The following is a 24,302-nucleotide window of genomic DNA, read 5'->3' as shown; positions in this document are numbered from 1 at the left end:
CACCGTACTTGAATCCGACGTCAAGTTCTAGAGATTCCGGGGAGGTCACAGGTCACACCTGGCCGCCGGTGACGACCTCCGGGTCGATGGCACGCTTGAGGATCTTGCCGGTGGCGCCCTTCGGCAACTCGTCGACCACGGCGAGCAGATGGGGCACCTTGTAAGCGGACAGCCGCTCCTTGGCCCAGGCCCGCAACGCCTGTATGTCGAGCGCGGCGCCGGGGCGCAGGGCGACGACGGCCGCGACCTCCTCTCCGTAGTGCGGGTCGGGCACGCCGATGACGGCGGCCTCGACGATGTCGGGGTGCTCGTACAGCACCTCCTCGACCTCGCGCGGGTAGACGTTGTAGCCGCCGCGGATGACGAGGTCCTTCTTGCGGTCGACGATGCGCAGATCGCCTTCGGCGTCGAGGCTGCCGAGGTCGCCGGTGCGCAGCCAGCCGTCGGCGTCGAGGGCCTCCTCGGTCGCGTCGGGCCGGTTCCAGTACCCCTTCATGACCACGGGGCCCTTGATGTGCACCTCGCCCACCTCCCCCGGCGGCAGCTCGGCGCCCTCGTCGTCGCGGACGGCGACGGCGCAGCCCGGCAGCGCGCGCCCCACGGTCCCCGGCCTGGCGGGTTCGCCCGCGAGATGACAGGTACCGGCGCCTGTGGTCTCGGTGAGGCCGTACCCCTCGACGATGGTGCACCCGAACCGCTTCTCGAAGGCCCGCATGACCTCGACGGGCAGGGAGGCCCCGCCGGAGGAGGCGAGGCGCAGGCCCGCGAAGTCGGCTCCCTCCTCGCCGGATCCCGCCTCGTCGGTGGCCCGCAGCAGGGCGTTCCACATGGTCGGCACGCCCGCGATGAAGGTGGGCCGGTCGCGTCGGATGAGCGCCGTCATGGCACCGGCGTCGAACCGGTCGAGCAGGGTGAGCGAGCCACCCGCACGCATCGTCGTCCCCATCACGCAGGCCTGCCCGAACACATGGAAGAGCGGAAGGCCCGTGACGGCGCGGTCGTCGGCGCCGATCGCGTGGATGTCGCAGAAGATGGCGGCGCACGATGCGAGGTTGCCGTGGGTGAGCTGGGCACCCTTGGGCCTGCCCGTGGTGCCGGAGGTGTAGAGGAGCGCGGCGGTGTCATCGGCGTCGACGGGGTGCGGCTCGGGCGTGGCGGAGGCAGGCACGATGCCCGCCAGGCCTTCCCTCATCTCCCGGAACGGCACCCCGAGTTCGTCGGCCGTGCGCCGGGCCGCCGGGGCGAGCGCGGTCCACGCCAGAACGAGCCGCACGTCCGCGTCCCGCGCCATGTACGTCAACTCGCGCTCCGTGGCCATGGTGTTGGCGGTGACCGCGATGGCGCCCGCGCCGAGGATCCCGTAGTACGCCATGGCGAACTCGGGCACGGACGGCGCGACGAGCAACACGCGATCCCCGGGCCGTACACCGTGCGCGTCCAGCAACTCCCTGACTGCTGAGGCGCGTTCACGGAGCTGACCGTACGTCCAGGTGGCCGCGGTCGAACCGCGCAACGCGATCCGGTCGGGGGCTACGGCCGCGTGGGCCCAGACGGGTGCGGAGGCGTTGGGCATGCGGAACCTTCCGTATGTGGTTCGGGAACTTCAAGAGCAGTCCGGCCAGGGCAGTTCTGCCCATCCAGCAAACGCAAGACGGGCTCCAGAGCGGTCCGCCGGCAAAATCAAGCCCCGCCGGCGTTTGAGGCGCGGGGCCCGGGGCAGCGCCCCACGACCCCGCGCCGGGTAACCGCAACAACACTCAGGCCGGACCCAATGGCCTGAACGCCGGCTCCCGCCCCTCCAAATAGCTCCGCACGCCCTCCCCCGCGTCAGGCCGCGCGAACGACTCCACCATCAACGCCTCCGCCTGCCGCGCGGCACCGTCGAAGTCCGTGTCGAACGCCTCGCTGAGCTGCCGCTTCATCACGCTCATCGACGTCGGCGACGACCAGGTCGCCAACTCCGTGGCGTAGCCGACCGCCTCGTCGAGCAGCGCGTCCCGCTCGACGACCCGGTTCACGAGCCCCATCTCGTACGCCTCCGTGCCACGCACCACCCGCCCCGAGAACAGCAGGTCCGCCGCGCGCGCCGGCCCGACGATGCGGGGCAGCAGCCACGCGATCCCGTACTCGGCGATCAGCCCTCGGCGCGCGAACGACGTGGTGAACTTGGCGTCCGGTGTGCTGAACCGAATGTCGCAGTACAGCGCTTCGACGAGGCCGAGCCCCGCCGCCGCCCCGTTGATCGCGCCGATCAGCGGCTTGCGCAGGCTCATCGGGAACCAGCGGGGCCGCTCCCTCTTCGGTCGTTCCTCGCTCGCCGCGTCGGCGGAGCCGACCCGTTCCAGCTCGGCCATGTCGGCGCCGGCGCAGAACCCGCGGCCCGCCCCGGTGACGACGACCGCGCGCACCTCGGGGTCGGTCTCCGCCTCGTCGAGGAGCGCGAAGTAGCGGTCCTCCAGCTCGTTGGTCCAGGCGTTGAGCCGGTCGGGGCGGTTGAGTGTCACCACGGTCACGGCGCCGCGCCGCTCGGCGTACGCCAGGTCCTGCTCGCTCGTCGTCACGCTCGCACTCCTTCCACGGCGCCCGGCACCGCTGTCGGGTCCTCGCGCACCTCGCGCGGGTTGGTCTCGCGCAGCACCCAGGCGCAGCCGAAGGTGAGCAGGCCCATCGCCGCGACGAACACGGACACCCAGGTGGTGCCGCCGGTGCCGCCGATGATCGCGGTCATGATGAGCGGGGTGCCGCCGCTGATGGTCAGGGCGGCGATCTGGTAGGCGAGCGAGGCGCCGGAGTAGCGCACCCGCGGCTCGAAGAGTTCACCGATGTACGCGGCGAGCGGCCCGTACGTGAGGGACTGGCCGAACCCGCCGATCAGCACGGCGACGCCGAGCCACAGCAGCGAGGCGGTGTTGACCAGCCAGAAGTAGGGGAACGCCCACAGCACGATGATGGCCGCCCCGACGAGCACGGCGGGCCGCCGCCCGACCCGGTCGGACAGCCGTCCCGCCCACAGCACGAACAGGGCGCCGACCGCGGTGACCGGCATCGCGACCAGGAGTATGGAGTCCTTGTCGAGGCCGAGGTGCTCGGCGGCATAGCTGATAACGCCCGCGATGCTGATGTAGAAGAGGCAGTTGGTGCCGGCGAGGAGTCCGGCCGCGAGCAGCACGGTGCGCCACTTGGTGCGGAGCACCTCGACGACGGGCGCCCGTGCCACCTTCTCCTTGGAACTCTTGGCGGCGGCCTCCTCTGAAAGCCGCCGGAACTCCGGCGAGTCCTCCACCTTGTTCTGCACGTACATCACGACGGGCAGCAGCACGGCGCTCACCAGGAACGGGATGCGCCAGCCCCAACTCATGAACGCCTCGTCCGAGGTGACCGTGCTCGCCAGCAGGAAGACGCCGTTGCCGAGGAACACACCGAGCGAGACACCCATCTGCCCGAAGGTGCCCGCGTACCCCTTGCGTTTGGGTGACGCGGACTCGGTGAGCAGCAGCGCGATGCCGCCCCACTGGGCGCCGCAGGCGAGGCCCTGCACGAAGCGGAGCAGCACCAGGAGCAGCGGCGCCGCGGCGCCGAGAACTCCGGCGCCCGGCAGGCAGCCGATCAGGAACGTGCAGGCGCCCATCAGCGCCATGGAGAGGACGACCATGGCCTTGCGGCCGTGCCGGTCGCCGAGGTGTCCCGCGACGACACCGCCGATGGGCCGGGCGACGAAGCCCGCCCAGAAGGTGCTGAACGACAGCAGGGTGCCGGTCAGCGCCGATGAGTCGGGGAAGAAGACCTGCGGGAAGACCAGCGCTGCGGCTGTCCCGTAAAGGAAGAAGTCGTACCACTCGATGGAACTGCCGATGAGTCCCGCGGCGAGCAGCTTGCCCGAGGCGCGCCCCGGAGCTGTCTCGGCGGCTGCCTGCTGGGCGCCTTTTCTGGGCTGTGCGGTGGGCGGATTCACGTGCGGGGCTCCTCCGTCGTCCAAACATGTCACGACCGCTGCGGCCCTGCGGCCGCCCCCTGTATATTTGAACCCAACGTCAACTTCAATACCTTGAACACGCCCTTGAACAGGCACTGTTCAAGCTGTCACCCGGTGCCGAGATCGAGGAGTCGCCCCTATGAGTGCCCCCACAGCCCTGACCGAGTGGAAGCGCGTGAGCGCGCGGCAGGTCGATGTGAACGGGATCTCGCTGCGCGTCTTCGAGCACGGTCCGGCGGATACCGACCAGCACGACAAGCCCCTGGTGGTGCTCTGCCACGGCTTCCCGGAGCTGGCGTTCTCGTGGCGCCACCAGGTGCTCGCGCTCGGCGCGGCGGGGTACCGGGTGCTCGCCCCGGACATGCGCGGGTTCGGCGGGAGTTCGCGGCCCGCGGATGTCGACGCGTACGACACGCTCACCATCTGTGAGGACCTCGTCGGGCTCCTCGACGCCGAGGGCGCGGACGACGCGGTGTTCGTGGGGCACGACTGGGGTTCGATGGTGGTGTGGCAGATGGCCCTGGCGCACCCGGAGCGGGTGCGGGGCGTGGTGGGGATGAGCGTGCCGGCGGCGCCCCGCTCCCCCGTGGCACCCCTTCCCGTGATGCGGCGACGACTCGGCGACGCCTTCTACATCGTGTGGTTCCAGGAGCCGGGTGTCGCCGACCGCGCGCTCGCGCAGAACGTGCGCAGGACGCTGGTGACGCGGGAGATCTGGTCGGCCAAGTGGGCCGAGCGCCCGGACGAGAAGTTCCCGCCCCCGTCGTGGCTGAGCGAGGAGGAACTCGCCTACTACGTCGAGGAGTTCGAGCGCACAGGGTTCACCGGCGGCCTCAACTACTACCGGAACATGGACCGCACCTGGGAGCTGACGGAGCACCTCGACGGACGCACCATCGACTGCCCCTCGCTGTTCGTCACCGGATCCGCGGACCCGGTGGGCCAGTTCATGCCCGCCGACCGCCTTGAGGAGGTGCTGACCGATCTGCGCGGGCGCGTCGTGCTCGACGGGGCGGGGCACTGGATCCAGCAGGAGCGGGCCGGCGCGGTCAGCGCCGCTCTCCTGGAGTTTCTCGCGGATGTCGGCTGATAACATCCGCAGCCACCAGCAGCGCAAGCGCTGGTGACACGAACGAAGGGACCCGCGTTGGCTGCCCACGCCCCGGCCGCAGACGGCGGACAGAAGCAACCCATCACACCGCGCAGCGCCCGAGGCGTCCGCACGCGCAACGCGCTGGTCCTCGCCGCCCGCGAGGTGTTTGAGCGCGACGGGTATCTCGACGCCCGGATCACGGACATCTCCAAGGCCGCGCATGTGGCGTCCGGCTCGTTCTACACGTACTTCAACAGCAAGGAAGAGATCTTCCAGGCGCTCGTCGCGCAGGTGCAGGAGGAGATGCTCCACCCGCATCTGCGTGAGCGCACGGGGATCACCGATCCGCGCGAGATGATCGACGCGTCGAACCGCGAGTATCTGCGCGCCTACAAGAAGAACGCCCGCCTCATGGCGCTCTTCGAGCAGGTCGCGCAGGTCGACGAGACGTTCAAGCAGCTGCGCATCGAGCGGGGCAACGCGTTCGCGCGCCGCAACGCCAAGTTGATCCGCTCCTTGCAGGACGCCGGCGCCGCCGACCCGGCCCTCGACCCGCTGGTGACGGCCCACGCCCTGTCCGTCATGGTGAGCCGCATGGCGTACCTGGTGTTCGTCCTCGGCCAGCGCATCCCGTACGAGAAGCTGGTGACGACGCTCAACAAGATCTGGGAGAACGGGCTTCAGCTCAGGGAGCCCGACTCCCTCAAGGCCCCCGAGTCACCCGGGGCACCCGAGTCCTGAGCCGCGCGGGCGGCGCGCCGCTCCAGGATCGCCAGGACGCGCCGCCCCCAGCGCAGGTTCTCCTCCTCGAAGGAGATGCCGCGCAGCAGCGTCAGATACGGTCCGACGCGCTCCCCCTCGGCGAGGAATTCGTCCTCGTCCAGCTCGCCGAGCAGATGCCTTCGCACCCGCTCGTAGCGGGCGAGTTTTCCGCGCGCCCAGTCCATGCGCTCCTCGATGTGCGCGCGGACGGCGTCGAGCTCGCCGACGTCGACGGCCTGCACCTTCACCATGAGTTCGTCGCGCAGCGCCAGCGGTTTCGGCTGCCGCCGCGTGAACGCGGCCAGGTCGGCGCGGCCGGCCGCGGACAGCGTGAACATCCGCTTGTTCGGCCTGCGCTCCTGCGGCACCACCCGCGCGTCGATCAGCCCGTCGGCGGTCAGCCGGTCCAGCTCCCGGTACAGCTGCTGAGGCGTCGCCGCCCAGAAGTTCGACACCGAGACGTCGAAGATCTTCGCCAGGTCGTACCCGGAGGCCTCGCCCTCCAGCAGGGCGGACAGGACGGCGTACTTGAGCGACATGTGGACACCATACAGCGATGCGATTACTGTCACCCGCACCTATTCAATTTGTTGCCTATGACCCTGTGGGCGAGGAACCGAGGTGGCACCCGTGCATCCCTTCCGTGCAGCCGTGGAGAAGGACGATCTCGACGCGGTCGAGGCCATGCTGGCCGAGGACGTGGTCTTCACCAGCCCGGTCGTGTTCAAGCCCTACCCGGGCAAGGCCATCACCGCGGCGATCCTGCGCGGCGTGACCCGCGTCTTCGAGGACTTCCGCTACGTGCGGGAGATCGGCGACGCCGACGGGCGGGATCACGTGCTCGTCTTCGAGGCGCGGGTCGGCGAGCGGAAGATCACCGGCGCGGACTTCCTGCACTTCGACGAGGACGGCCTGATCGACGACTTCATGGTGATGGTGCGTCCGCTGTCCGCCGCGCAGGCGCTGGCCGAGGCGATGGGCGCCCAGTTCGACAAGATCGCCGAGGAGGCGGCGCGGGCCGACGGCTCCTGAGGCGTACGCGCGGCAAGTGTGACGGTCCTGTGGACCAGCGGCGAGGAACGTGCCGTGTCCATGTCGGGCGCGCGGGCGGCGTGTCAGGCTCCCCCGTGGTGCCGGGCCGATCCCGCCCGAGGGCCTGATTCAAACGACAGGCCCGAGCGCCCGCCCGCGTTCCGGAGGACCGCCGCATGGCCGAGCAGAGTCGCTCACCTCAGCACGACGAACCGTCGACGTCCGCCGCACCGGGGCGGCGCAGAGTGCTCGCCTATCTGCTGGCCGCGCCGACGCTCGCCGTGGGCGCCCGGTTCGCCCTGGACGCCGCGGACCCGGCCGAGGCCGAGGCCGCGGTGCCCTCGCCGCCGCAGCCCGAGGAGCTGTTCGACCTCGGTGACATGCAGAATCTCGCGGCAGCCCCGACGTCGGGCCTGATCACCGTGCGCGTGCACGAGGACGGCACCGCCTCGTTCGCGGTGCCGCGGGCCGAGGTCGGGCAGGGTATGACCACGGCGGTGGCGATGATGATCGCGGAGGAGTTGGACCTGCCGCTCGACGCCGTGCGGGTCTCCCTGGCCGACGCCCGCCCGGAGTTGCTGATGAACCAGCTCACCGGCGGCTCCAACTCGATGCGCAGCATCTACCGCCCCGTGCGCACCGCGGCCGCCCTCGCCCGGCAGCAGCTGATCGCCACGGCGGCGCGGCAGTGGGGCGTCGCGGCCTCGGAACTGACCACGCGGGAAGGCGTCGTCTCGTACGGCTCCGGTTCCTCGGCGAAGCGCGCCGCGTACGGCTCCCTTGCGAAGGCGGCGGCGAGCGGGCAGTCGCTGGAGGTGGCGGCGGCGCCGCTGAAGGAGCGGTCCGAGTTCAAGGTGCTCGGCACCCCGCAGAACCGCGTCGACGCGCTGGAGGCCGTGACCGGGCGCAAGAAGTTCGGCATGGACTACGCGGTGCCCGACGCCAAGCCCGCCATGGTGCGCAGGCCGCCGACGCTCGGCGGGACCGTACGGACGGTGCGCAACGCGGACGCCGTGCGGCGGATGCCCGGCATCACGGACGTGGCGACGTTGAAGCACGGCGTCGCGGTGCGCGGCGAGACGTTCGGCCAATGCATCGACGCGCTGCGGGAGTTGGACGTCGACTGGGGGCCGGGCGACGTCGACGGCGAGTCCGACGACTCGGTGGAGCGAAAGCTCAAGGCGGCCACTCCCCCGATGATCGTGCCGCCGGTTCTGACGAAGAAACTCGACGCCGAGTTCACCTTCGCGTTCGCCAGCAACAGCCCGCTGGAGCCGGACAACGCCATCGCCGACGTACGCGAAGGACGCGCCGAGATCTGGTCGAGCCTGAAGGTCCCGATCGTCGCCCAGCGCGACATCGCGACGCGGCTCGGCCTGCCGCAGCACGCCGTGACGGTGCATGTGGTGGAGGGCGGCGGCTCGTTCGGCCGGCATCTGTTCCACGACGTCGCTGCCGAGGCGGCGGAGATCTCGCAGAAGATGGGCAAGCCGGTCAAGCTGTCCTGGTCACGCACCGACAGCTTCCGGCACGGCCGCGCCCACCCCATGTCCGTCTCCCGCGTGCGCGCCACGTACACCGGCAAGGAAGTCCTCAGCTACGAACAGCGGCACGCCAGTTCAGAAACCGACTTCGGGCACGGGCTCGGCGAGATGATCACGTCGACGGCCGCGAAGCTGCCCGTGGCCGGCAACCTCACCTTCGCCGAGACCATCTTCACGCTCACGCAGACCACCCCGTACGACTTCGGTGTCACCACGCAACTGCTCAGCGAGGTACCGCTCAAGTTCGCGACCGGCAGCATGCGCAACATCTACTCGCCGAACGTGGCGTGCGCGCGCGAGCTGATGGTCGACGAGCTGGCGCGGAAGACGGACCGGGACCCGGTGGAGTTCCGGCGCTCGTTCCTCAAGGACGAGCGCCTGCAGGCCGTCCTCGACAAGGCGGCCGAGGAGGGCGAGTGGGGCCGGTCGCTGCCCGACGGGATGGCACAAGGGATCGCCCTGCACACCGAGTACCGGGGCGCCGTCGCGATCCTCGCCGAGATCGACTGCCGGCCGGAGACCGTCGGCCGCGAGGTCAGGGACGGGGTGACGGGACCGCGGGTCACGAAGGCGCTGATCGTGGTGGACGCCGGGTTCGCGATCAACCCGCGGGGCCTGGGCGCCCAGATGATGGGCTGCTTCAACGACGGCCTCGCCATGGCGCTCACCTCCAGCCTGCACATCGAGGACGGCCTTCCGCTGGAGGGCAGTTGGGACAACTACTTCTATACGCGGCAGTGGAACACCCCGCCCGAACTCCGGGTCATCGTGATGCCGAACAGCGGCGAAACACCTTCGGGCGCCGGGGAGTTGGGCGTCGCGCCCGCCTTCGCCGCCGTCGCGTGCGCCTACGCGCGGGCGACCGGCACGCTGCCGACGCGCTTCCCCATCGACCACGCGGAGCTCGCGTTCGAGCCGCTGCCGCGCGAGCCGTCGACACCGCAGTCACCGACGGACGGGCTCGACCGGGCGTACTGAGCAGGGCCCCGCACTCCCCCCGACTACCGAGGAGACCTGATACTCCGATGCCGCGCCACACTTTCACGCTGAACGGCGAGCGGATCACCGTCGAGGCCGAGGACGACGTGCGGCTGCTGTGGGTGCTGCGCGATCTGCTCGGCGTCACAGGACCCAAGTACGGCTGCGGGATCGGCGTCTGCCAGGCCTGCACGTCACACATCAACGGCAAGGCGTTCAACCCGTGTTCGGTGCCGGTGTCGCAGATCGGCGAGGACGACGAGGTGACGACGATCGAGGGGCTGCCCGCCACCGTCGGCCGCGAGCTGCACCCGATGCAGGAGGCCTGGCTGGAACGCGACGTGGCACAGTGCGGCTACTGCCAGCCGGGCCAGATCATGGCCGCCGTCGCCACGGTGCGCAAGGTGCGGGACGAGGGCCGCGAGATCACCGAGGCGGACCTCGACGCGATCCGCAACGTGTGCCGCTGCGGGACGTACAACCGGATCCGTGAGGCGATCAAGTCGGGGGCGCGGACCATGTGATGCCCGCGCACCCGCGGTCAGCGCAGGCCGTAGTCGACGGTGAAGTCGTCCTCGAGCTCGAAGAAGACCTCACCGGAATCGGCGGCCGCGTCGGCCACGGGGCGCACGGTGGCGCCGAGCCACACCATGTGCGGTGCGGTGCCCACGATGCGGCAGGGCACGATGAAGTCCTCGGGGAAGCGGACCAGCGCCTCGTTGCGCGCGACTCCGGTGCCGCGATTGACGACGCGGGACTGGACCACGACGCCGGGCCCCGCACTGTGCTCGGTCTTCAGGTCGCTCGACGCGCAGACCGGACACAGCAGCCGCCGGAAGGAAGGGGTGCGGCACCAACGGCAGCGCTGATAAGGGAATCCCGGCTCCGCTTCCGCGGCGCCCTCGACACCCTTCGGCGCCATGACACCGATGCCACTCGTGAACGTCCCCGACATCACTGACATCCTTCGGCCTCCCGCACTCGCCGGCGCGCGCCGGGCGGCGGTGCCTCGACGCACTCTCAGCGTATGACACTCAGTGCCAGCCGGTAAAGACACTGAGTACCATCAAGTTGCTTCGGGCTCCGTTGTCAGTCGTCCCGCAGCGCCGATTCCACCCGTTGGATGACCCGCCACATCGGGGCCCCCTTGGTCGCCACCATCACGACGACATCCTCCTGCGGGGGCTCGGGCGCGGCCGTACCGTCGCCACCCTCGCCCCACGTCCGCCGTACGAGCCGCAGCGCGCGGTCCACCGCGACCTCGGCGTCGCCCTCGCCACCCGAACGCAGCCAGGAGCGAAGGCCGTTGTTGTGCGCGGCGACGACGGACGCGGCCACCACCTCGGCGCGCAGCGCGCCGTCCTCCGCGTCGGCCCAGCGCCGCCGCAGATACCCGGCGAGCATGCGCTCGTAGCGCCGCACGACGGACAGCTCGTACGTCCGAAGACCCGGCACCTCACGCGTCAACTTGTAGCGCTGCACGGAGAATTCGGGGTTCGTGGCGTAGACGCGCAACACCAGGCGCGCGGCATCCGACACCACGTCCACGGCGTCGCTCTCGTCGCTCGCGGCCTCCAGGAAGGCCGTCATGTCGGCGAGGCAGCTCTCGTGGTCCGGGAAGACCACGTCCTCCTTCGACGGGAAGTAGCGGAAGAACGACCGCCGCCCCACACCGGCCCGCGCCACGATGTCGTCCACGGTCGTCCGCTCGAACCCGCGCTCCAGGAACAGCTGGAACGCCGCTTCGGCCAGCACCTCCCGCATCGGTGCCTTCTTCTGTGACCCGTTGACCTCGCGCGCCTCGCTCATGCCGGGAACGTAACACCGGAAGGTCACCCTTGGCACTAGGTACCTTTACAGAGGGAACTGAGTGCCATACGTTGGCGGGAGTAGTTGGACGACTGCAGTAGCGCAGTAGGGCAGCAGGGTTGTGGAGGAGTCGGCGTGAGCTTGAGGATCGTTGTCACCGTGAAGTACGTGCCGGACGCCACGGGCGACCGGGGTTTCGCCGATGACCTGACCTTGGACCGTGACGATGTCGATGGTCTGCTGTCGGAGCTCGACGAGTACGCGGTGGAGCAGGCGCTGCAGATCTCGGAGAACTCCGATGACGACGTGGAGATCACCGTGTTGACGGTGGGTCCGGAGGACGCCAAGGACGCGCTGCGCAAGGCGCTGTCGATGGGTGCGGACAAGGCGATCCACGTGGAGGACGACGACCTGCACGGCACGGACGCGATCGGCACCTCGCTGGTGCTGGCCAAGGCGATCGAGAAGGCCGGCTACGACCTGGTGGTCTCCGGCATGGCCTCCACGGACGGCACCGCGGGCATCGTGCCCGCGCTGGTCGCCGAGCGCCTGGGTGTGCCGCAGGTGACGCTCCTGTCGGAGGTCGCGGTCGAGGGCGGCAAGGTGACCGGGCGTCGTGACGGTGACACCGCTTCCGAGCAGCTGGAGGCCTCGCTTCCGGCCGTGGTGTCGGTGACGGACCAGTCGGGTGAGGCGCGCTACCCCTCGTTCAAGGGGATCATGGCGGCGAAGAAGAAGCCGGTCGAGGCCTGGGACCTGTCGGACCTGGACCTCGAGGCCGAGCAGGTGGGTCTGGAGGGTGCCTGGACGAAGGTCGCGTCCGCCGATGAGCGTCCGGCGCGGACCGCGGGCACGATCGTCAAGGACGAGGGCGAGGGCGGCAAGCAGCTCGCCGAGTTCCTCGCGGGCCAGAAGTTCATCTGAGCTTCAGCCATCACCACCCATCGCCCAAGTTCTTTGTGATTGCAGGAGATTGAAGTCCCATGGCTGAAGTTCTGGTCTTTGTCGACCACGTGGACGGTGCCGTCCGCAAGCCCACCCTGGAGCTGCTGACGCTCGCGCGCCGCATCGGCGACCCGGTCGCCGTCGCGCTCGGTAACGGCGCCGCCGACACGCAGGCCGCGCTCGCCGAGCACGGCGCGGTCAAGGTCCTCACCCACGAGGCCGCCGAGTACGCCGACTACCTGGTCGTGCCGAAGGTGGACGCGCTGCAGGCCGCCTACGACGCCGTTTCCCCGGCCGCGGTGCTGGTGCCGTCCTCCGCGGAGGGCAAGGAGATCGCCGCGCGTCTGGCGCTGCGGATCGGGTCGGGCATCATCACCGACGCCGTCGACCTGGAGGCCGGCGACGGCGCCCCGGTGGCCACGCAGTCGGTGTTCGCCGCGTCCTACACCACCAAGTCGACGGTGTCGAAGGGCACGCCGGTCATCACCGTCAAGCCCAACTCCGCCGCCGTCGAGCCGGCCCCGGCCGCCGGTACGGTCGAGGCGCTGACCGTGTCGTTCTCGGAGCAGGCCACCGGCACGAAGGTGACCTCGCGCACCGCGCGTGAGTCGACCGGGCGTCCGGACCTGACGGAGGCCGCGATCGTGGTGTCCGGTGGTCGTGGTGTCAACGGTGCCGAGAACTTCTCGGTCATCGAGGCGCTCGCCGACTCCCTGGGTGCGGCCGTGGGTGCCTCGCGTGCCGCGGTGGACGCGGGCTGGTACCCGCACTCCAACCAGGTCGGCCAGACCGGCAAGAGTGTCTCCCCGCAGCTGTACATCGCGTCCGGTATCTCGGGTGCGATCCAGCACCGTGCCGGTATGCAGACCTCGAAGACGATCGTCGCGATCAACAAGGACGCGGAGGCGCCGATCTTCGACCTCGTCGACTACGGCGTCGTCGGCGACCTCTTCGACGTCGTCCCCGCCCTGACCGAAGAGGTCAAGACCCGCAAGGGTTAAGGGAGTTCGAGACCGCCACCGCGCCCGGGACCTTCAGGCATCCTGGGCGCGGCGGCGTGCGTAATGCCCGGCCGCGACCAGCGCGCCGGTGATGAGGACACCGCCCAGGGCGAGTTGCGCGACGCTCAGCGTGCCCAGGGAGCCGCCGTCCCCGGCATTGACCCCGCCCAGTTCGGTGCCGCCCCGCCCCGACACGGTGAGCGTCTGCCGCACCTCGGTGCCGCTCTCGCAGACCACGGTGATCGGGAAGGTGCCGGACCTGGCGCCCGCCGGCACTTTGAACTGGCCCGTGACCGAGCCCTCCTGGGTCGCCGTCTGCAAGGGGAACTCCCCCGCCCCGAGGCTGTCGGCGTCCCCCGTCGCGGTCAGGTCCTCGCCGCAGGCGCTCGTGCTCGCCGTCACGCTCGCTCCCGGCCCCGGGTCGGCGGGCACGAGCTCCAGCGTGCCCGCCGTGTCGGCCACCGGCGGGCTCTCGGTCCATGACGTGTCGGTGTCCCAGGCCGGATCGCTGTCATCGGCCCAGGCCGCGGGGCACATCAGGGCCCCGAAGGCGAACGTGGCCGCGGCGACGGCGGCGGTCGGCCAGGACGCGGTGCGGCCCATGCGGATCCTCTCGGCGGGCCCGGCGGACGGACCACGGATGTGCGGATACTCCGCGACCGATCCCACCGCGTGGACGCGCCCACCGCCTGTCGAGACGTCGAGTCGGGTGACGCAGACGCCCCTTTCGAACCCAAAACGCCTCTTCCAAACCCCAGGGGACGCGCCTGGACGCACCTCGACGCGCCTATATGTGCCCGTGCATCCGATGCGCCTCGACCAGCTTGACCCGCGCCGACTCCAGCCGGTGCGCCATCACCTCGGCCACCCCGTGCAGCACCGCCACGCCGAGCCTCGGTTCCTGCTCGCACAGCGTGCGTACGGACGCGCCGTCGAACTCGTAGGCCCGCACCGGGCTGAACGCCTCCGCACCGAAGTCCCACTCGTACGGCTCGAAGAGCCAGGACCAGCCCAGCAGATCACCGGGGCCGAGCGGGTCGATGGGCAGCAGGGCGCGGTCGGAGACGCGGACGTCGAGGGTGACCATCCCGGTCCGGATGATCCAGAACCGGTCCGCCCGGTCCCCCTCCTCGAAGATGCGCGTGTCCTGGGCGAACGAGACCTCTTTGGCCAGGGGCATCAACCGGTCCCGGTCCGCGTGCGAGAGCCGGTTCAGGAGTCGTGTCTGGGCCGTCATGGCGGCCACCTCCACCGTCGTGTCATTCCAGCGTACGTACGTCACTTTCGTGGCCCGCCCGGCTCGGCGGGGAGGATCACGGCCACCCCGATCGGAGCGGCCGTCACCCGAACAGCCTATTTCCGGGTGATATCGAGCGCACCTCGAACGGGCGTCCCCCTTGTGCGGAGGCCGTATGGCGTACGTGGAGCGCGGGCGCGGGACGCCGGTTCTACGTTTCCGGCATGGCGTCTTTCCTCCGCTTTCGCCCTGCCTTCGGCAGGGCCGTTGTTTCGTGTGGCGTGTGCGCGGCGGTGTCCGCGGGCACGGCAGGACCCGCCGGTGCCGATCCACCGGTGCCGGACCCGCCCGCGCCACCGTCCGTCTCCGCGCTGTCGTGGGAGGTCATGGACGCGCGCACCGGTGATGTCCTCGCCGCGAAGGCGCCGCACCGCAGGCTGCCGCCCGCGAGCACGCTCAAGACCCTCTTCGCCCTGACCGTGCTGCCGAAGCTGCGCCAGGACGAGGTGCACCGGGCCACGTACGGGGATCTCTCCGACGTGTCCGAGGGCAGCAGCCTCGTCGGGGTCGACGAAGGCAACCGGTACACGGTCGCCGACCTGTGGCGCGGCGTGTTCCTCAGTTCCGGCAACGACGCCGTGCACACGCTCGCCCACATGAACGGCGGCGTCCCCCGCACCGTCGCGCAGATGCAGGCGACCGCCCGCCGGATCGGCGCCCGCGACACCCAGGTCCGCTCCCCCGACGGCTACGACACACGCGGCCAGTTCTCCTCGGCGCACGATCTCGCGCTGATCGCCAGGGAGGGCCTCAAGAACCACGACTTCCGGCGCTACATGGCCACGAAGTGGGCCCGCTTCCCGGCGGCCGGCGGCCCGAAGGCGTTCGGCATCGAGAACACCAACCGGCTCCTCGTGGGCTCGCACGGGGTGGCGCCCTATCCGGGCCTGATCGGCGTCAAGAACGGCTATACGTCCAAGGCCGGCTGCACCCTGGTCACCGCCGCGACCCACAACGGCCGCACGGTTCTGGTGACCGTCATGAACCCGCAGGACGGGGACTTCAACGCGGTCTACGAGGAGAGCCGCGCGCTGCTCGACTGGGGCGCGGAGGCGGCTCCCCTGCACGCACGGCAGGCGGCCGCCACACGGCGCCCCTCGGCCCCGCAGCAGTTGGCCGTGGCCGCCCCGCCCGCGCCCGCCACGGGGGCCGAGCAGCCCGACGACACCTCGGGCGGGCTCGGCCGGCACCTCGGCGCGGCGGCCGGGCTGCTCGCCCTGGCGTGTGTGCCCGTCCTCATCGGCAGGCGGCTGCGCCGGCGACGGCACGCGGCCGGGGGACGCTGATGCCGGCGATAGCCGAGTCCGCGCCCGCTGTGCGGCGTCGCCGCCCCGCGTGGTCCTTCCTCGCGGCGACGCTGCTCGCCGGTGTGCTGCTCGTGCATCACGGGATCTCCGGCGACGGGCCGCCGCAGCCCGAACCGGGCGCCGCGAAGCTCGGCACCGACACGCCGCCGGCCGACCCGCTGCCCGCCGCCGCTCCGCAGCGCATCCGCATCCCCGAGATCGGTGTGAACGCGCCGCTCACGCGCGTCGGCCGGGACGCGGAGGGCTGGCTGGACGCGCCGCCGCCGGACAAGGCGAATCTGGCGGGCTGGTTCCCGGGGGCGGTCACACCCGGCGAGCGCGGCACGGCGGTCATCGACGGGCACGTCGACAACGCCGAGGGCCGCGCCGTCTTCTACGGGCTCGGCGCGCTCAAGAAGGGCGAGCACATCGAGATCGACCGTGCCGACGGGAAGACGGCCGTCTTCGAGATCCACGGCATCGACGTCGTCGACAAGAAGCACTTCCCGTCCCGCCGGGTCTACGGCGGCACGGGCCTGCCCGAACTCCGCGTCATCACCTGCGGCGGCACGTACAGCAAGAGCACCGGGTACGCGGGGAACGTCGTCCTCTACGGCCTGCTCACCTCGGTCCGCGACCGTACGTGAGGCAGTGCCGTGGCGACGCAGCAGCGCCCGCTAGTCGTGCGGGGCCTCTCCGGTCACCCGGTGGTCAGCGTGGCTCAGTGCCTCCGCCACCAGGCGCCGCAGGTGCCCGTCGGCGAGGCGGTAGTGCATGTGCCGGCCCTCGCGGCGCGCCTCGACGAGGCCCGCGAGGCGCAGCTTCGCCAGGTGCTGGCTGACGGCCGTGCGCGAGGCCGCGACGCGGTCGGCCAGCGATCCCACGTCCGACTCCTCCAGGGCGAGCAGCCACAGCACGTGCAACCGGGTCGCGTCCGACAGCAGGGCGAACACCCGCGTCGCCTCGGCGAGTCGGGCGGCGTCGGGCTCGCGCGGGTGCGCGGCGGCCGCGGTGGGGGTCGGATCGCTTGCGGGCATGGCCCCAGCCTAGATGCCCGGTCATGGAGCCCTTGTGCGAACGGCGCACCGAACGGCAACATACTCGTCATGTGCGCAGGTGCGCACATGACGAGTACCGAGTCGACGCACCTTCGGGAGGGGCCCGCATGCTCACGGTTCTGCGCCACCGCACGTACCGCCGTCTGTTCGGCGCCCAGGTCGTCGCCCTCGTCGGCACCGGTCTCGCCACCGTGGCGCTCGGGCTCCTGGCGTACGACATCGCGGGGGCGGACGCGGGTGCCGTGCTCGGCACCGCGCTCGCGATCAAGATGACGGCGTATGTGCTGGTCGCCCCGCTGGTGGGGGCTTTCGCGGAGCGTCTGCCGCGGCGCGCGGTGCTGGTGGGCTCCGATCTGCTGCGGGCGGCCGTGGCCCTGACGCTGCCGTTCGTGGACCAGGTGTGGCAGGTCTACGTCCTGGTGTTCGTGCTCCAGTCCGCGTCGGCCGTCTTCACGCCGACCTTCCAGGCGCTGATCCCGGACGTGCTGCCCGACGAACGCGACTACACGCGCGCGTTGTCACTCGCCCGACTCGCGTACGACATGGAGAGCCTGTTCAGTCCGGCGCTCGCCGCGGCGCTGCTGTCCGTGCTCTCGTACCACCGACTGTTCACGGGAACGGTCGTGGGCTTCCTCGCCTCGGCCGCGCTCGTCGTCTCGACGACGCTGCCGGATCGCGCACCCGCGCCCGCGCGCGCGGGTGGTGTGTTCGCCAAGGCGACGGCCGGCACTCGGCTCTTCCTCACGCTCCCCCAACTGCGGGGACTGCTGGCGCTGAACCTGGCCGTGGCGGCGGCGAGCGCGATGGTGACCGTCAACTCCGTCGTCTACGTAAGGGACTTCCTCGGCCTGTCGTCGGGCGCGGTGCCGGTGGCGCTCGGGGCGTACGGGGCCGGGTCGATGGCGGTGGCGCTCGTGGTGCCGCGGCTGTTGGAGCGGGTCGGCGAGCGGGCGGTGATGGTGCGCGGGGCGCTGGCGCTGGGTGGCGTGTTCGCCGCCGTAGGGGTGATCACGGCGGCGCACTCCGGGAATTGGCGGGTGCCCGCGCTGCTCGCCGCCTGGGCCGCGTTCGGTGGTGCGTGCTCGATGGTGCTCACGCCGACCGGTCGGCTGGTCCGGCGGGCCGCGCCGGAGCGGGAACGTACGGCGGCGTTCGCCGCGCAGTTCTCCCTGTCGCACGCGTGCTGGCTGCTCACGTACCCGCTGGCGGGGTGGCTGGGCGCGCGGGCCGGGCTCGGCGCGGCCGTGGTCGGGCTCGCCCTGGTGGCGGTGGGCGCGGGGGTCGCGGCGGCGCGGCTGTGGCCGGTGGGCGTGGACGGCCCGGCCTCGGAGGTGGAGCACGAGCACGTGGGGCTCTCCGCGGACCATCCGCATGTGCGCGACGCCGTACGGATCACGGGCGGCTGGCGGCACAGCCACCGCCGGTTCGGCGACGCGCTGCACGCGACCCGCTGAGGCGCTGGGCCGGTCGCCGGGCACGCGGCACCGACCAGGCACCATGCTGCTCATGGGACTTCACGGACAGCAGGGGCGTCACGGACAGCAAGGGCCTCACAGACAGCGGGAGCTTCGTAAGCAGCAGGGGCTTCACGAGCGTTACGGACTGACGCGGTTGATCAACGCCCGGGGGCCGTTCACCCCGGCCGGTGTCTCGCGCAGTGACGAGCGGGTCGGGCGCGCGGTCGCGGACGCGCTTTCCGGCTTCTTCGTCATGGAGGAGCTGCACGAACTCGCCGACCGCACCCTCGCACGCGCCACGGGGGCGGAGGCCGGAACGGTCGTGCACTGCACGTCGTCGGCGATCACGCTGTCGGTCGCGGCCGCGATGACCGGCGAATCGGCGGATCGGATCGCCGCGCTGCCGGACACCGGCGGGCTGCCCGCGCGCGTGGTGCTGCCCGCGGGGCACGCGGTCGACTACGGGCACCCGCTGGTCCAGGACATCCGCCTCGCGGGCGGGACACCCGTCCTGTCGGGCTCCGATTCCGCGTGCACTCCGGAGGAGTTGGAGAAGGACCTCGCCCACCCCGGCACCGCATGCCTCGTACTGGTGTCGTCGCGGCTCACGCGCGGGGCGCGCATTCCTCTCGCCGACGCCGTCGCGGCGGCGCACCGGCGCGGGGTCCCCGCGATCATCGACGGGGCCGCGCAGGACTTGCGGATCGGTGAACTCCTGGACACCGGGGCCGATCTCGTCCTCGTCAGCGGTCAGAAGTACCTGGGCGGCCCGACCGCCGGCCTGGTGCTCGGCCGCGCCGCGGCGGTCCGTGCGGTGCGGGCGCAGGGCAGGGGAATCGGCCGGGCGATGAAGGCGAGCAAGGAGTCGATCGTCGGCACGCTCGCCGCACTGGAAGCACGGCAGGAGCTGCACGTGTCCGCGTGGCGGCGGTGCCAGGAGGACAAGGTCGCGCGCTTCGCCGCCCGCGCGGGCACGCTGCCCGGTCTCACCGCCCACCCCGTCCCCGACCCGACCGGCCTGCCCTTCCCGCGCGCGGCGCTGCGAGTGGACGCGACGCGGGCCGGGCTCGACGCATCCGCCCTCGCGGAGGCACTCAAGGCCGGGGACCCGCGGATCTGGCTCTACACGGACCGCCAGGACGAGGACGAGCTGACCCTGGAACTCGTACCGCTGTCGGACGAGGAGGTCGACGTGGTGCTCGGCAGAATGGCCGAGATCGTCGCCGGGGAGACCGGAGGAGCCGAAGAAACCGGAGTGACCGGAGTAACCGGAGAGTCCGCAGCGGCCGACCTCACCGACTGACCAGGGCCCCCTCCCGCGCCCGCAGCGTGAAGTCCGCGGTGGCCGGGGCTCCTTGACGTACGAGGATGCGCTGAGCCTCGGGGTGTCTGCCGGGGGCCGACGCCACCAGGCTGAGGTGGTCCTCGGGCAGGCCCGCCACCGCGTAGCGGCCCCGGTCGTCAGTGAACGTGGAGACCAGCTGACGTCCGCGGCCGTCGAGGACGACGACGGCGGCGCCCCGCAGCGGCTCGTGCGCGGCGTCGACGACCACGCCGGTCAGCGTCGGGACCGGTTCGCCGAAGTGGTGGCGCTGGGCGGGCAGCGCGGTGGGCACGGGGGTCTCGGCGGCGGGATCGTCGACCGGGGCGGCCTCGTCCCCTGCCGCGCGCCGGTGCCGCGCGTGGTCGAGGGCGAGCAGGGCCAGGCCCGCCACGATCCAGCCGCACAGGACGAGCAGCGGCTTGAGGACCCCGGCCCCGTCGAAGTACAGCACTCCGCGCAGCGCGTCGACGGCGTTGGCGAGCGGCATCACGGCGTGCACGCCCTGGAAGAACTCCGGCAGCATCGGCGCGGGCACCGCTCCCCCGCTGGTCGGGATCGACATCACGATGAACAGCGTCATGCCGACGGCGGGCAGGAACTGCCGGGTGAACGGCGCGAGCCCGGAGGCGACCGTGGCGACCGCCGCGCTGAGGAGGAACGCGACGCCGAGGACCGCCGGGTGGGCGTCGAAGTAGCCGAGCCCGACGCCCGCCCCGTATCCGACGAGGCTGAACACGGCGGCGACGGCGGCGATGGCCAGGAGCTTGCGGCGCCGGTCGAGGGCGACGGCGCGCAGCAGGGTCGTGGCGAGGATGTACGCGGGGATGTTCCAGGCGATGGCGAAGTACAGCACCGTCGAGCCGAGCAGGTCCTTCCGCGCGGTGGGCGCGACGTCGCGGACCGTGGGGGCGCCGCCCTTGAGCCCGCTGAACGCGCCGGTGAGCGTCTGTTCCAGGGAGACGCCGTTGCCCTTGGCGACGTAGAGGACGGGCCGGTCCCCGGTGACGTATCCGGCGTAGGCGTCCCGGTCGAGGACCGCTTGGCGTGCCTCGCGGGCGGTGTCCACGGGGGTCACGTCGAAGCCGTCGGGGTACCGCGCGCGCAGCTCGTCCTGGACCCGGTCCGCCGAACCCGCCACCACCACCTCGACGTGGTGCGGCTTCGGGGCGTGCAGGGCCGGGGCGAAGAAGCAGAGGATGCCGAGGAAGAGGACGGCGGGGAACCAGGCCGCCTCGGCGAAGGCCTTGATCGCGACGGCCCGCGGTCGCTCGTACTTGTACCGATCGGAACAGGAATCCATGATGAATGGAAGATACATGTACCTTCCGGTACGTTCAACGGGTGCCCCGAACCGTGAACACCGAGAAACGCGCCGAGCTGCTCGGCCAGGTGGTGGAGTACGTGCAGCGGCACGGCCTCGCGCATCTGTCGCTCGCCCCGCTCGCCGTGGAGATCGGCACGACGAAGCGGATGCTGCTCTACTACTTCGGCAGCCGCGAGCAGCTCATCGCGCGCACCCTCGCCGCGAGCCGGCCCGACGCCCACGCACTGTTCGACCCGGTCGAGGACGTCGAGGCGCTGCGCGGCTCGGCCCGCGCCCTGTGGCAGGCGATCACGGTGGGCGAGCAGGCCGGCCCGATCCGGATGCTGCTCCAGCTGCTGAGCCTGGCGGCGACCGATCCCGAGCAGTACGGCGAGCTCGCCCGCGAGACCGTCGCGTTCATGGTCGACCCGATCGCGGACGCGTACGCCCGCCTCGGACACCCGGAGCCGGCGGCGCGCGAGCGCGCGACGCTGCTCGTGTCCGGGCTGCGCGGACTCTGCCAGGACCGGCTGGTGACGGGCGATGCGGCCCGCACCGACGCGGCGGCCCGACGCCTCATCGAGGCGGCGCTGTCACCCGCGTGACGGAACCCGGTGACCGTCCGGTCCGGCCCGCGTGAAGATTCCGGGCACGTTTGCGTTAGTGATCGCGCCTGCGTGTTACCCCGAGGGGCAGAGCGGTCATCCGTGGCCGTGGCGGGTTCGGCAGTGAGCCCGCACCCGCTTCTCGGCCGGAGCCTTCCGGCCCGGGCCGGGGAGCGGGGCTTCAGCCCGGTTCCGTCGCCACAGGACCCGCCGTCTCCCGGCGTCCGGCGAGTTGCCGCTCCAGCTCGGCGCGGGTCACCGGGTCGAGCTCCCGGGTGCGCGGCCAGGCGATCAGCCGGCGGGCCACCAGCCGGAGCCCGGTGTTGGTGCGCATGGAGATCTCGCGCAGCACGTCCCACGCCTCCGCGGGTCCGACCCCGCCCACCGCGATCACCACACCGATGGCCTGGTCGACCTCGGCGTGCGAGGTCACGGCCTCCTTCAACTGCTCGACCTGCTCCTCGAGTTCGGCGGACGCGGACCGTTCTGCCCTCTCGCAGGCAGCGTCCGCTGCGCTTCGGCGAGCCGGGAGCATCACGGTGCAGCACCTCCAAGTGCCGTTCCTGGCAAGGGAACCCGAGTGCCGTTGTACCACTCCTGCCCGGCCCCTCGCTCGACAACCGTCCCCTCGCGTATGCGTGGGGCAGATGCCGGGCGGCCCTCCGTACGGGCCGCCCCCCCTCTGACCCACGGACGGCCTCAGGTGCGGGCCGGGGCCTGGTCGCCCTCGGTCGGCTGCGCTTCGGCGGACTGGTCCGCACCCTCCTTGCGCAGCGCCGGGATGAGCGTCGCGACGGCGGCGGAGACCAGGGCGACCCCGCAGCCGATCATCAGTCCGGTGCGGAATCCGTCCTCGGAGGCGAGTGTGTAGCCACCCATGGAGATGGTCATCTGCGCGAGGACCACACCGATCACGGCCGAGCCGATGGTCGTACCCAGCGAGCGCATCAGGGTGTTGAAGCCGTTGGCCGCGGCCGTCTCGGAGAGCGGCACCGAGCCCATGATGAGCGCGGGCATCGCGCCGTAGGCGAGGGCGACTCCACTGTTGATCACGACGCCGGCGAGCATGATGCCCCAAGCCGTCCCCATGAGCGGCAGTGCGACCCCGTATCCGACGGCGATCACGAGCGCGCCGCAGATGAGCGCGGACTTCGGACCGCGCGCGTTGATCAGTTTTCCGCCGAGCGGCGAGATGAGCATCATCATGACGCCGCCGGGCGCCATCCACAGACCGGCCGCCAGCATCGACTGGCCCAGACCGAACCCGGTGGCCTCGGGGAACTGCAGGACCTGCGGCGCGATCAGCATGAACGAGTACATGCCGACGCCGATGAGGATCGAGGCGGCGTTGGTGAACAGCACGCGCGGGCGGGCGGTGGTCCGCAGGTCGACCAGCGGGTCACGCGTGCGCAACTCGTAGAAGCCCCATACGAGAAGCGCCACGGCGGCGACTCCGAAGAGCCCCGACGTGGTGGCCGAGGACCAGCCCCAGTCGGCGCCCTTGGAGATCGCGAGCAGCAGCGAGACAAGTCCGATGGCCAGGCCGATCGCGCCAGGAGCGTCGAAGCGCTGCCCCTTGGCGGCCGCCGGAACGTCCGGCACGATCAGGTAGATCATGGCGCCGATGATCGCGGCGAGCGCGGCGGCGCCCCAGAACAGCACGCGCCAGTTCGCGTACTGCGCGACCGCGGCGGCGATCGGCAGGCCTATCGCGCCGCCGATCCCCATGGAGGCGCTGACCAGGGCGATGGAGCCGCTGAGCTTCTCGGTGGGCACGACATCCCGCAGCAGGGCGATGCCGAGCGGCACCATGCCCATCCCCATCCCCTGCAGCCCGCGTCCGACGATCATCGGCACGACGGACGACGAGAGGGCGCACACCACCGAGCCGACGAACAGCGGAACGGCGCAGACCAGCATCATGCGGCGCTTGCCGATCAGGTCACCGAGGCGGCCGGAGACGGGCACGCACACGCCCGAGACGAGCAGGGTGACCGTGATCACCCATGCCGCGTTCGAGGCGGACGTGTCCAGGATCCGGGGCAGTTCGGCGATGAGCGGGGTCACCAGCGTCTGCATGATCGCTGCGACGGTTCCGGCGAGCGCGAGGGTGGCGACGACGGCGCCCGCCCGACTGCCCGACTGGGGCGCATCCATGAAGGACTCCTCAATCTCTTCAAACTCTTCAGCATGTGCAACGATGTGCATCGTACACACGATATGCACCGCGCATACTCCATGCATGACACACATACGTAACGGCGCGGCGCACGAGCGGGGAAGGAGTCCGGACGGCGCGCATGTCCTGCGACGCCCTGCGATACGGTCGACCTGGGAGGAAGCACGTACATGGACAAGCCATCGCACCTGGTCGAGTTCGAGCACATGGTGCTCGGCCGGCATCAGCTCGGCAGCGAGAAGCGGCGCCGCGAGGCCGAACGCATGGAGCGCAGCGCCTACATCCTGCTGAGCCGGATCCGGGTCCAGGGCCCGATGTCGATCGGGCAGCTCAGTGAGGCGCTGCTGCTCGACGCGTCCACGCTCAACCGGCAGACGGCGAGCGCGATGCGGGCCGGCCTCCTGGAGCGGATCCCCGATCCCGACGGGGGCATGGCACGCAAGTTCCGGCTCACCGAGGAGGGCGAGCAGCGGCTCGACCACGAGCGCGCGACCCACATCCAGGAACTGGACAAGGTCTTCGAGGACTGGTCGGCCGACGACGTGGAGACCTTCGCCCACTACCTGCAGCGCTTCAACACCAGCATCGAGCGGCTCAGCGGTCAGCCCTGGCCACGCTCCTGAGCCACTACAGCAGAGTCTTCGTGGCTCTTGCAT

General features: G+C 71.2%; 25 protein-coding genes. 13 read left to right on the top strand and 12 right to left on the bottom strand.

Features of this window, described 5'->3' with window-relative positions; translation table 11 throughout:
- Positions 1 to 52: 52 nt before the first annotated feature.
- The 3 genes from ACOKM3_RS40855 to ACOKM3_RS40845 form a co-directional block, all read right to left on the bottom strand.
- Entirely contained in the window at positions 53 to 1,573 is a 1,521-nt protein-coding gene (locus tag ACOKM3_RS40855; protein ID WP_426906358.1) for a long-chain-fatty-acid--CoA ligase, read from the bottom strand.
- Positions 1,574 to 1,757: 184 nt separating this feature from the next.
- The gene (locus ACOKM3_RS40850; RefSeq protein WP_426906357.1) at positions 1,758 to 2,561 is read right to left on the bottom strand and encodes an enoyl-CoA hydratase-related protein; all 804 of its coding nucleotides are present in this window, start codon (positions 2,559 to 2,561) and stop codon (positions 1,758 to 1,760) included.
- Positions 2,558 to 3,952, bottom strand: coding sequence for an MFS transporter (locus tag ACOKM3_RS40845; protein ID WP_426906356.1), 1,395 nt, complete (start codon positions 3,950 to 3,952; stop codon positions 2,558 to 2,560). The genes ACOKM3_RS40850 and ACOKM3_RS40845 overlap by 4 nt, the downstream gene beginning before the upstream one ends.
- A gap of 160 nt (positions 3,953 to 4,112) precedes the next feature.
- Between ACOKM3_RS40845 and ACOKM3_RS40840 the strand changes: the two genes are divergently transcribed.
- Positions 4,113 to 5,063, top strand: a complete 951-nt coding sequence (locus ACOKM3_RS40840) for an alpha/beta fold hydrolase (RefSeq protein ID WP_426906355.1) — start codon at positions 4,113 to 4,115, stop codon at positions 5,061 to 5,063.
- A 57-nt stretch (positions 5,064 to 5,120) separates the two neighbouring features.
- Positions 5,121 to 5,807 (top strand): TetR/AcrR family transcriptional regulator, encoded by a 687-nt coding sequence (locus tag ACOKM3_RS40835; protein ID WP_426906354.1) that lies wholly within the window; start codon positions 5,121 to 5,123, stop codon positions 5,805 to 5,807.
- On the opposite strand, the gene ACOKM3_RS40830 is transcribed toward ACOKM3_RS40835, so the two are convergent.
- Positions 5,747 to 6,367, bottom strand: a complete 621-nt coding sequence (locus tag ACOKM3_RS40830; protein WP_426906353.1) for a PadR family transcriptional regulator — start codon at positions 6,365 to 6,367, stop codon at positions 5,747 to 5,749. The genes ACOKM3_RS40835 and ACOKM3_RS40830 overlap by 61 nt on opposite strands.
- A 91-nt stretch (positions 6,368 to 6,458) precedes the next feature.
- On the opposite strand from ACOKM3_RS40830, the gene ACOKM3_RS40825 reads away from it, so the two are divergent.
- The 3 genes from ACOKM3_RS40825 (at position 6,459) to ACOKM3_RS40815 (ending at position 9,906) form a co-directional block, all read left to right on the top strand.
- Entirely contained in the window at positions 6,459 to 6,860 is a 402-nt protein-coding gene (locus ACOKM3_RS40825; protein ID WP_426906352.1) for a nuclear transport factor 2 family protein, read from the top strand.
- A 176-nt stretch (positions 6,861 to 7,036) separates the two neighbouring features.
- The gene (locus ACOKM3_RS40820) at positions 7,037 to 9,382 is read left to right on the top strand and encodes a molybdopterin cofactor-binding domain-containing protein (protein ID WP_426906351.1); all 2,346 of its coding nucleotides are present in this window, start codon (positions 7,037 to 7,039) and stop codon (positions 9,380 to 9,382) included.
- A 47-nt stretch (positions 9,383 to 9,429) separates the two neighbouring features.
- The gene (locus ACOKM3_RS40815; protein ID WP_426906350.1) at positions 9,430 to 9,906 is read left to right on the top strand and encodes a (2Fe-2S)-binding protein; all 477 of its coding nucleotides are present in this window, start codon (positions 9,430 to 9,432) and stop codon (positions 9,904 to 9,906) included.
- 17 nt (positions 9,907 to 9,923) lie between these two features.
- Here ACOKM3_RS40815 and ACOKM3_RS40810 read toward each other — a convergent pair whose 3' ends face one another.
- Positions 9,924 to 10,337: a Zn-ribbon domain-containing OB-fold protein gene (locus ACOKM3_RS40810; protein WP_426906349.1), complete on the bottom strand. Its 414-nt coding sequence runs from the start codon at positions 10,335 to 10,337 to the stop codon at positions 9,924 to 9,926.
- Positions 10,338 to 10,471: 134 nt separating this feature from the next.
- A complete protein-coding gene (locus ACOKM3_RS40805; RefSeq protein WP_426906348.1) occupies positions 10,472 to 11,191 on the bottom strand; it encodes a TetR family transcriptional regulator in 720 nt (239 codons plus the stop codon).
- A 135-nt stretch (positions 11,192 to 11,326) separates the two neighbouring features.
- Here ACOKM3_RS40805 and ACOKM3_RS40800 point away from each other — a divergent pair, with 135 nt between their 5' ends.
- The gene (locus ACOKM3_RS40800) at positions 11,327 to 12,115 is read left to right on the top strand and encodes an electron transfer flavoprotein subunit beta/FixA family protein (RefSeq protein ID WP_426905438.1); all 789 of its coding nucleotides are present in this window, start codon (positions 11,327 to 11,329) and stop codon (positions 12,113 to 12,115) included.
- A gap of 59 nt (positions 12,116 to 12,174) precedes the next feature.
- Positions 12,175 to 13,137, top strand: coding sequence for an electron transfer flavoprotein subunit alpha/FixB family protein (locus ACOKM3_RS40795; RefSeq protein ID WP_426906347.1), 963 nt, complete (start codon positions 12,175 to 12,177; stop codon positions 13,135 to 13,137).
- A gap of 33 nt (positions 13,138 to 13,170) precedes the next feature.
- Here ACOKM3_RS40795 and ACOKM3_RS40790 read toward each other — a convergent pair whose 3' ends face one another.
- A complete protein-coding gene (locus tag ACOKM3_RS40790; RefSeq protein WP_426906346.1) occupies positions 13,171 to 13,740 on the bottom strand; it encodes a hypothetical protein in 570 nt (189 codons plus the stop codon).
- Between the two features lie 184 nt (positions 13,741 to 13,924).
- Positions 13,925 to 14,374, bottom strand: coding sequence for a cyclic nucleotide-binding domain-containing protein (locus ACOKM3_RS40785; protein WP_426906345.1), 450 nt, complete (start codon positions 14,372 to 14,374; stop codon positions 13,925 to 13,927).
- Between the two features lie 224 nt (positions 14,375 to 14,598).
- On the opposite strand from ACOKM3_RS40785, the gene ACOKM3_RS40780 reads away from it, so the two are divergent.
- Complete coding sequence (locus ACOKM3_RS40780; RefSeq protein WP_426906344.1) at positions 14,599 to 15,720, top strand: D-alanyl-D-alanine carboxypeptidase family protein; 1,122 nt, start codon at positions 14,599 to 14,601, stop codon at positions 15,718 to 15,720.
- Positions 15,720 to 16,367, top strand: a complete 648-nt coding sequence (locus ACOKM3_RS40775) for a class F sortase (RefSeq protein ID WP_426906343.1) — start codon at positions 15,720 to 15,722, stop codon at positions 16,365 to 16,367. Before ACOKM3_RS40780 ends, ACOKM3_RS40775 begins: the two co-directional genes overlap by 1 nt.
- A gap of 30 nt (positions 16,368 to 16,397) precedes the next feature.
- Here ACOKM3_RS40775 and ACOKM3_RS40770 read toward each other — a convergent pair whose 3' ends face one another.
- Complete coding sequence (locus ACOKM3_RS40770) at positions 16,398 to 16,757, bottom strand: ArsR/SmtB family transcription factor (RefSeq protein WP_426906342.1); 360 nt, start codon at positions 16,755 to 16,757, stop codon at positions 16,398 to 16,400.
- Positions 16,758 to 16,885: 128 nt separating this feature from the next.
- Between ACOKM3_RS40770 and ACOKM3_RS40765 the strand changes: the two genes are divergently transcribed.
- Both ACOKM3_RS40765 and ACOKM3_RS40760 read left to right on the top strand, forming a co-directional pair.
- On the top strand, positions 16,886 to 18,232 hold the full coding sequence (locus ACOKM3_RS40765) for an MFS transporter (protein WP_426906341.1): 1,347 nt from the start codon (positions 16,886 to 16,888) through the stop codon (positions 18,230 to 18,232).
- 157 nt (positions 18,233 to 18,389) lie between these two features.
- Positions 18,390 to 19,538, top strand: coding sequence for a PLP-dependent aminotransferase family protein (locus ACOKM3_RS40760; RefSeq protein WP_426906340.1), 1,149 nt, complete (start codon positions 18,390 to 18,392; stop codon positions 19,536 to 19,538).
- Here ACOKM3_RS40760 and ACOKM3_RS40755 read toward each other — a convergent pair.
- Positions 19,528 to 20,859 (bottom strand): carboxypeptidase regulatory-like domain-containing protein, encoded by a 1,332-nt coding sequence (locus tag ACOKM3_RS40755; protein ID WP_426906339.1) that lies wholly within the window; start codon positions 20,857 to 20,859, stop codon positions 19,528 to 19,530. The genes ACOKM3_RS40760 and ACOKM3_RS40755 overlap by 11 nt on opposite strands.
- A gap of 53 nt (positions 20,860 to 20,912) precedes the next feature.
- On the opposite strand from ACOKM3_RS40755, the gene ACOKM3_RS40750 reads away from it, so the two are divergent.
- Positions 20,913 to 21,467: a TetR/AcrR family transcriptional regulator gene (locus ACOKM3_RS40750; RefSeq protein ID WP_426906338.1), complete on the top strand. Its 555-nt coding sequence runs from the start codon at positions 20,913 to 20,915 to the stop codon at positions 21,465 to 21,467.
- A gap of 181 nt (positions 21,468 to 21,648) precedes the next feature.
- On the opposite strand, the gene ACOKM3_RS40745 is transcribed toward ACOKM3_RS40750, so the two are convergent.
- The gene (locus tag ACOKM3_RS40745) at positions 21,649 to 22,002 is read right to left on the bottom strand and encodes an ANTAR domain-containing protein (RefSeq protein ID WP_426907020.1); all 354 of its coding nucleotides are present in this window, start codon (positions 22,000 to 22,002) and stop codon (positions 21,649 to 21,651) included.
- Between the two features lie 164 nt (positions 22,003 to 22,166).
- A complete protein-coding gene (locus tag ACOKM3_RS40740; RefSeq protein WP_426906337.1) occupies positions 22,167 to 23,624 on the bottom strand; it encodes an MFS transporter in 1,458 nt (485 codons plus the stop codon).
- 192 nt (positions 23,625 to 23,816) lie between these two features.
- Between ACOKM3_RS40740 and ACOKM3_RS40735 the strand changes: the two genes are divergently transcribed.
- Complete coding sequence (locus tag ACOKM3_RS40735; RefSeq protein ID WP_426906336.1) at positions 23,817 to 24,269, top strand: MarR family winged helix-turn-helix transcriptional regulator; 453 nt, start codon at positions 23,817 to 23,819, stop codon at positions 24,267 to 24,269.
- The last annotated feature ends 33 nt before the right edge of the window (positions 24,270 to 24,302 follow it).

The organism is Streptomyces nidicola (assembly GCF_050106155.1).
Lineage (GTDB): Bacteria > Actinomycetota > Actinomycetes > Streptomycetales > Streptomycetaceae > Streptomyces.
This window is presented reverse-complemented; position numbering and strand designations above follow the sequence as displayed.

Bases quoted from the DNA above. Each gene is read 5' to 3' on its own strand.
- ACOKM3_RS40855 (WP_426906358.1), bottom strand. From the start codon at position 1,573: ATGCCCAACGCCTCCGCACCCGTCTGGGCCCACGCGGCCGTAGCCCCC.
- ACOKM3_RS40840 (WP_426906355.1), top strand. From the start codon at position 4,113: ATGAGTGCCCCCACAGCCCTGACCGAGTGGAAGCGCGTGAGCGCGCGG.
- ACOKM3_RS40830 (WP_426906353.1), bottom strand. From the start codon at position 6,367: ATGTCGCTCAAGTACGCCGTCCTGTCCGCCCTGCTGGAGGGCGAGGCC.
- ACOKM3_RS40820 (WP_426906351.1), top strand. From the start codon at position 7,037: ATGGCCGAGCAGAGTCGCTCACCTCAGCACGACGAACCGTCGACGTCC.
- ACOKM3_RS40815 (WP_426906350.1), top strand. From the start codon at position 9,430: ATGCCGCGCCACACTTTCACGCTGAACGGCGAGCGGATCACCGTCGAG.
- ACOKM3_RS40810 (WP_426906349.1), bottom strand. From the start codon at position 10,337: ATGTCGGGGACGTTCACGAGTGGCATCGGTGTCATGGCGCCGAAGGGT.
- ACOKM3_RS40805 (WP_426906348.1), bottom strand. From the start codon at position 11,191: ATGAGCGAGGCGCGCGAGGTCAACGGGTCACAGAAGAAGGCACCGATG.
- ACOKM3_RS40795 (WP_426906347.1), top strand. From the start codon at position 12,175: ATGGCTGAAGTTCTGGTCTTTGTCGACCACGTGGACGGTGCCGTCCGC.
- ACOKM3_RS40790 (WP_426906346.1), bottom strand. From the start codon at position 13,740: ATGGGCCGCACCGCGTCCTGGCCGACCGCCGCCGTCGCCGCGGCCACG.
- ACOKM3_RS40785 (WP_426906345.1), bottom strand. From the start codon at position 14,374: ATGACGGCCCAGACACGACTCCTGAACCGGCTCTCGCACGCGGACCGG.
- ACOKM3_RS40780 (WP_426906344.1), top strand. From the start codon at position 14,599: ATGGCGTCTTTCCTCCGCTTTCGCCCTGCCTTCGGCAGGGCCGTTGTT.
- ACOKM3_RS40775 (WP_426906343.1), top strand. From the start codon at position 15,720: ATGCCGGCGATAGCCGAGTCCGCGCCCGCTGTGCGGCGTCGCCGCCCC.
- ACOKM3_RS40770 (WP_426906342.1), bottom strand. From the start codon at position 16,757: ATGCCCGCAAGCGATCCGACCCCCACCGCGGCCGCCGCGCACCCGCGC.
- ACOKM3_RS40765 (WP_426906341.1), top strand. From the start codon at position 16,886: ATGCTCACGGTTCTGCGCCACCGCACGTACCGCCGTCTGTTCGGCGCC.
- ACOKM3_RS40755 (WP_426906339.1), bottom strand. From the start codon at position 20,859: ATGGATTCCTGTTCCGATCGGTACAAGTACGAGCGACCGCGGGCCGTC.
- ACOKM3_RS40745 (WP_426907020.1), bottom strand. From the start codon at position 22,002: ATGCTCCCGGCTCGCCGAAGCGCAGCGGACGCTGCCTGCGAGAGGGCA.
- ACOKM3_RS40740 (WP_426906337.1), bottom strand. From the start codon at position 23,624: ATGGATGCGCCCCAGTCGGGCAGTCGGGCGGGCGCCGTCGTCGCCACC.
- ACOKM3_RS40735 (WP_426906336.1), top strand. From the start codon at position 23,817: ATGGACAAGCCATCGCACCTGGTCGAGTTCGAGCACATGGTGCTCGGC.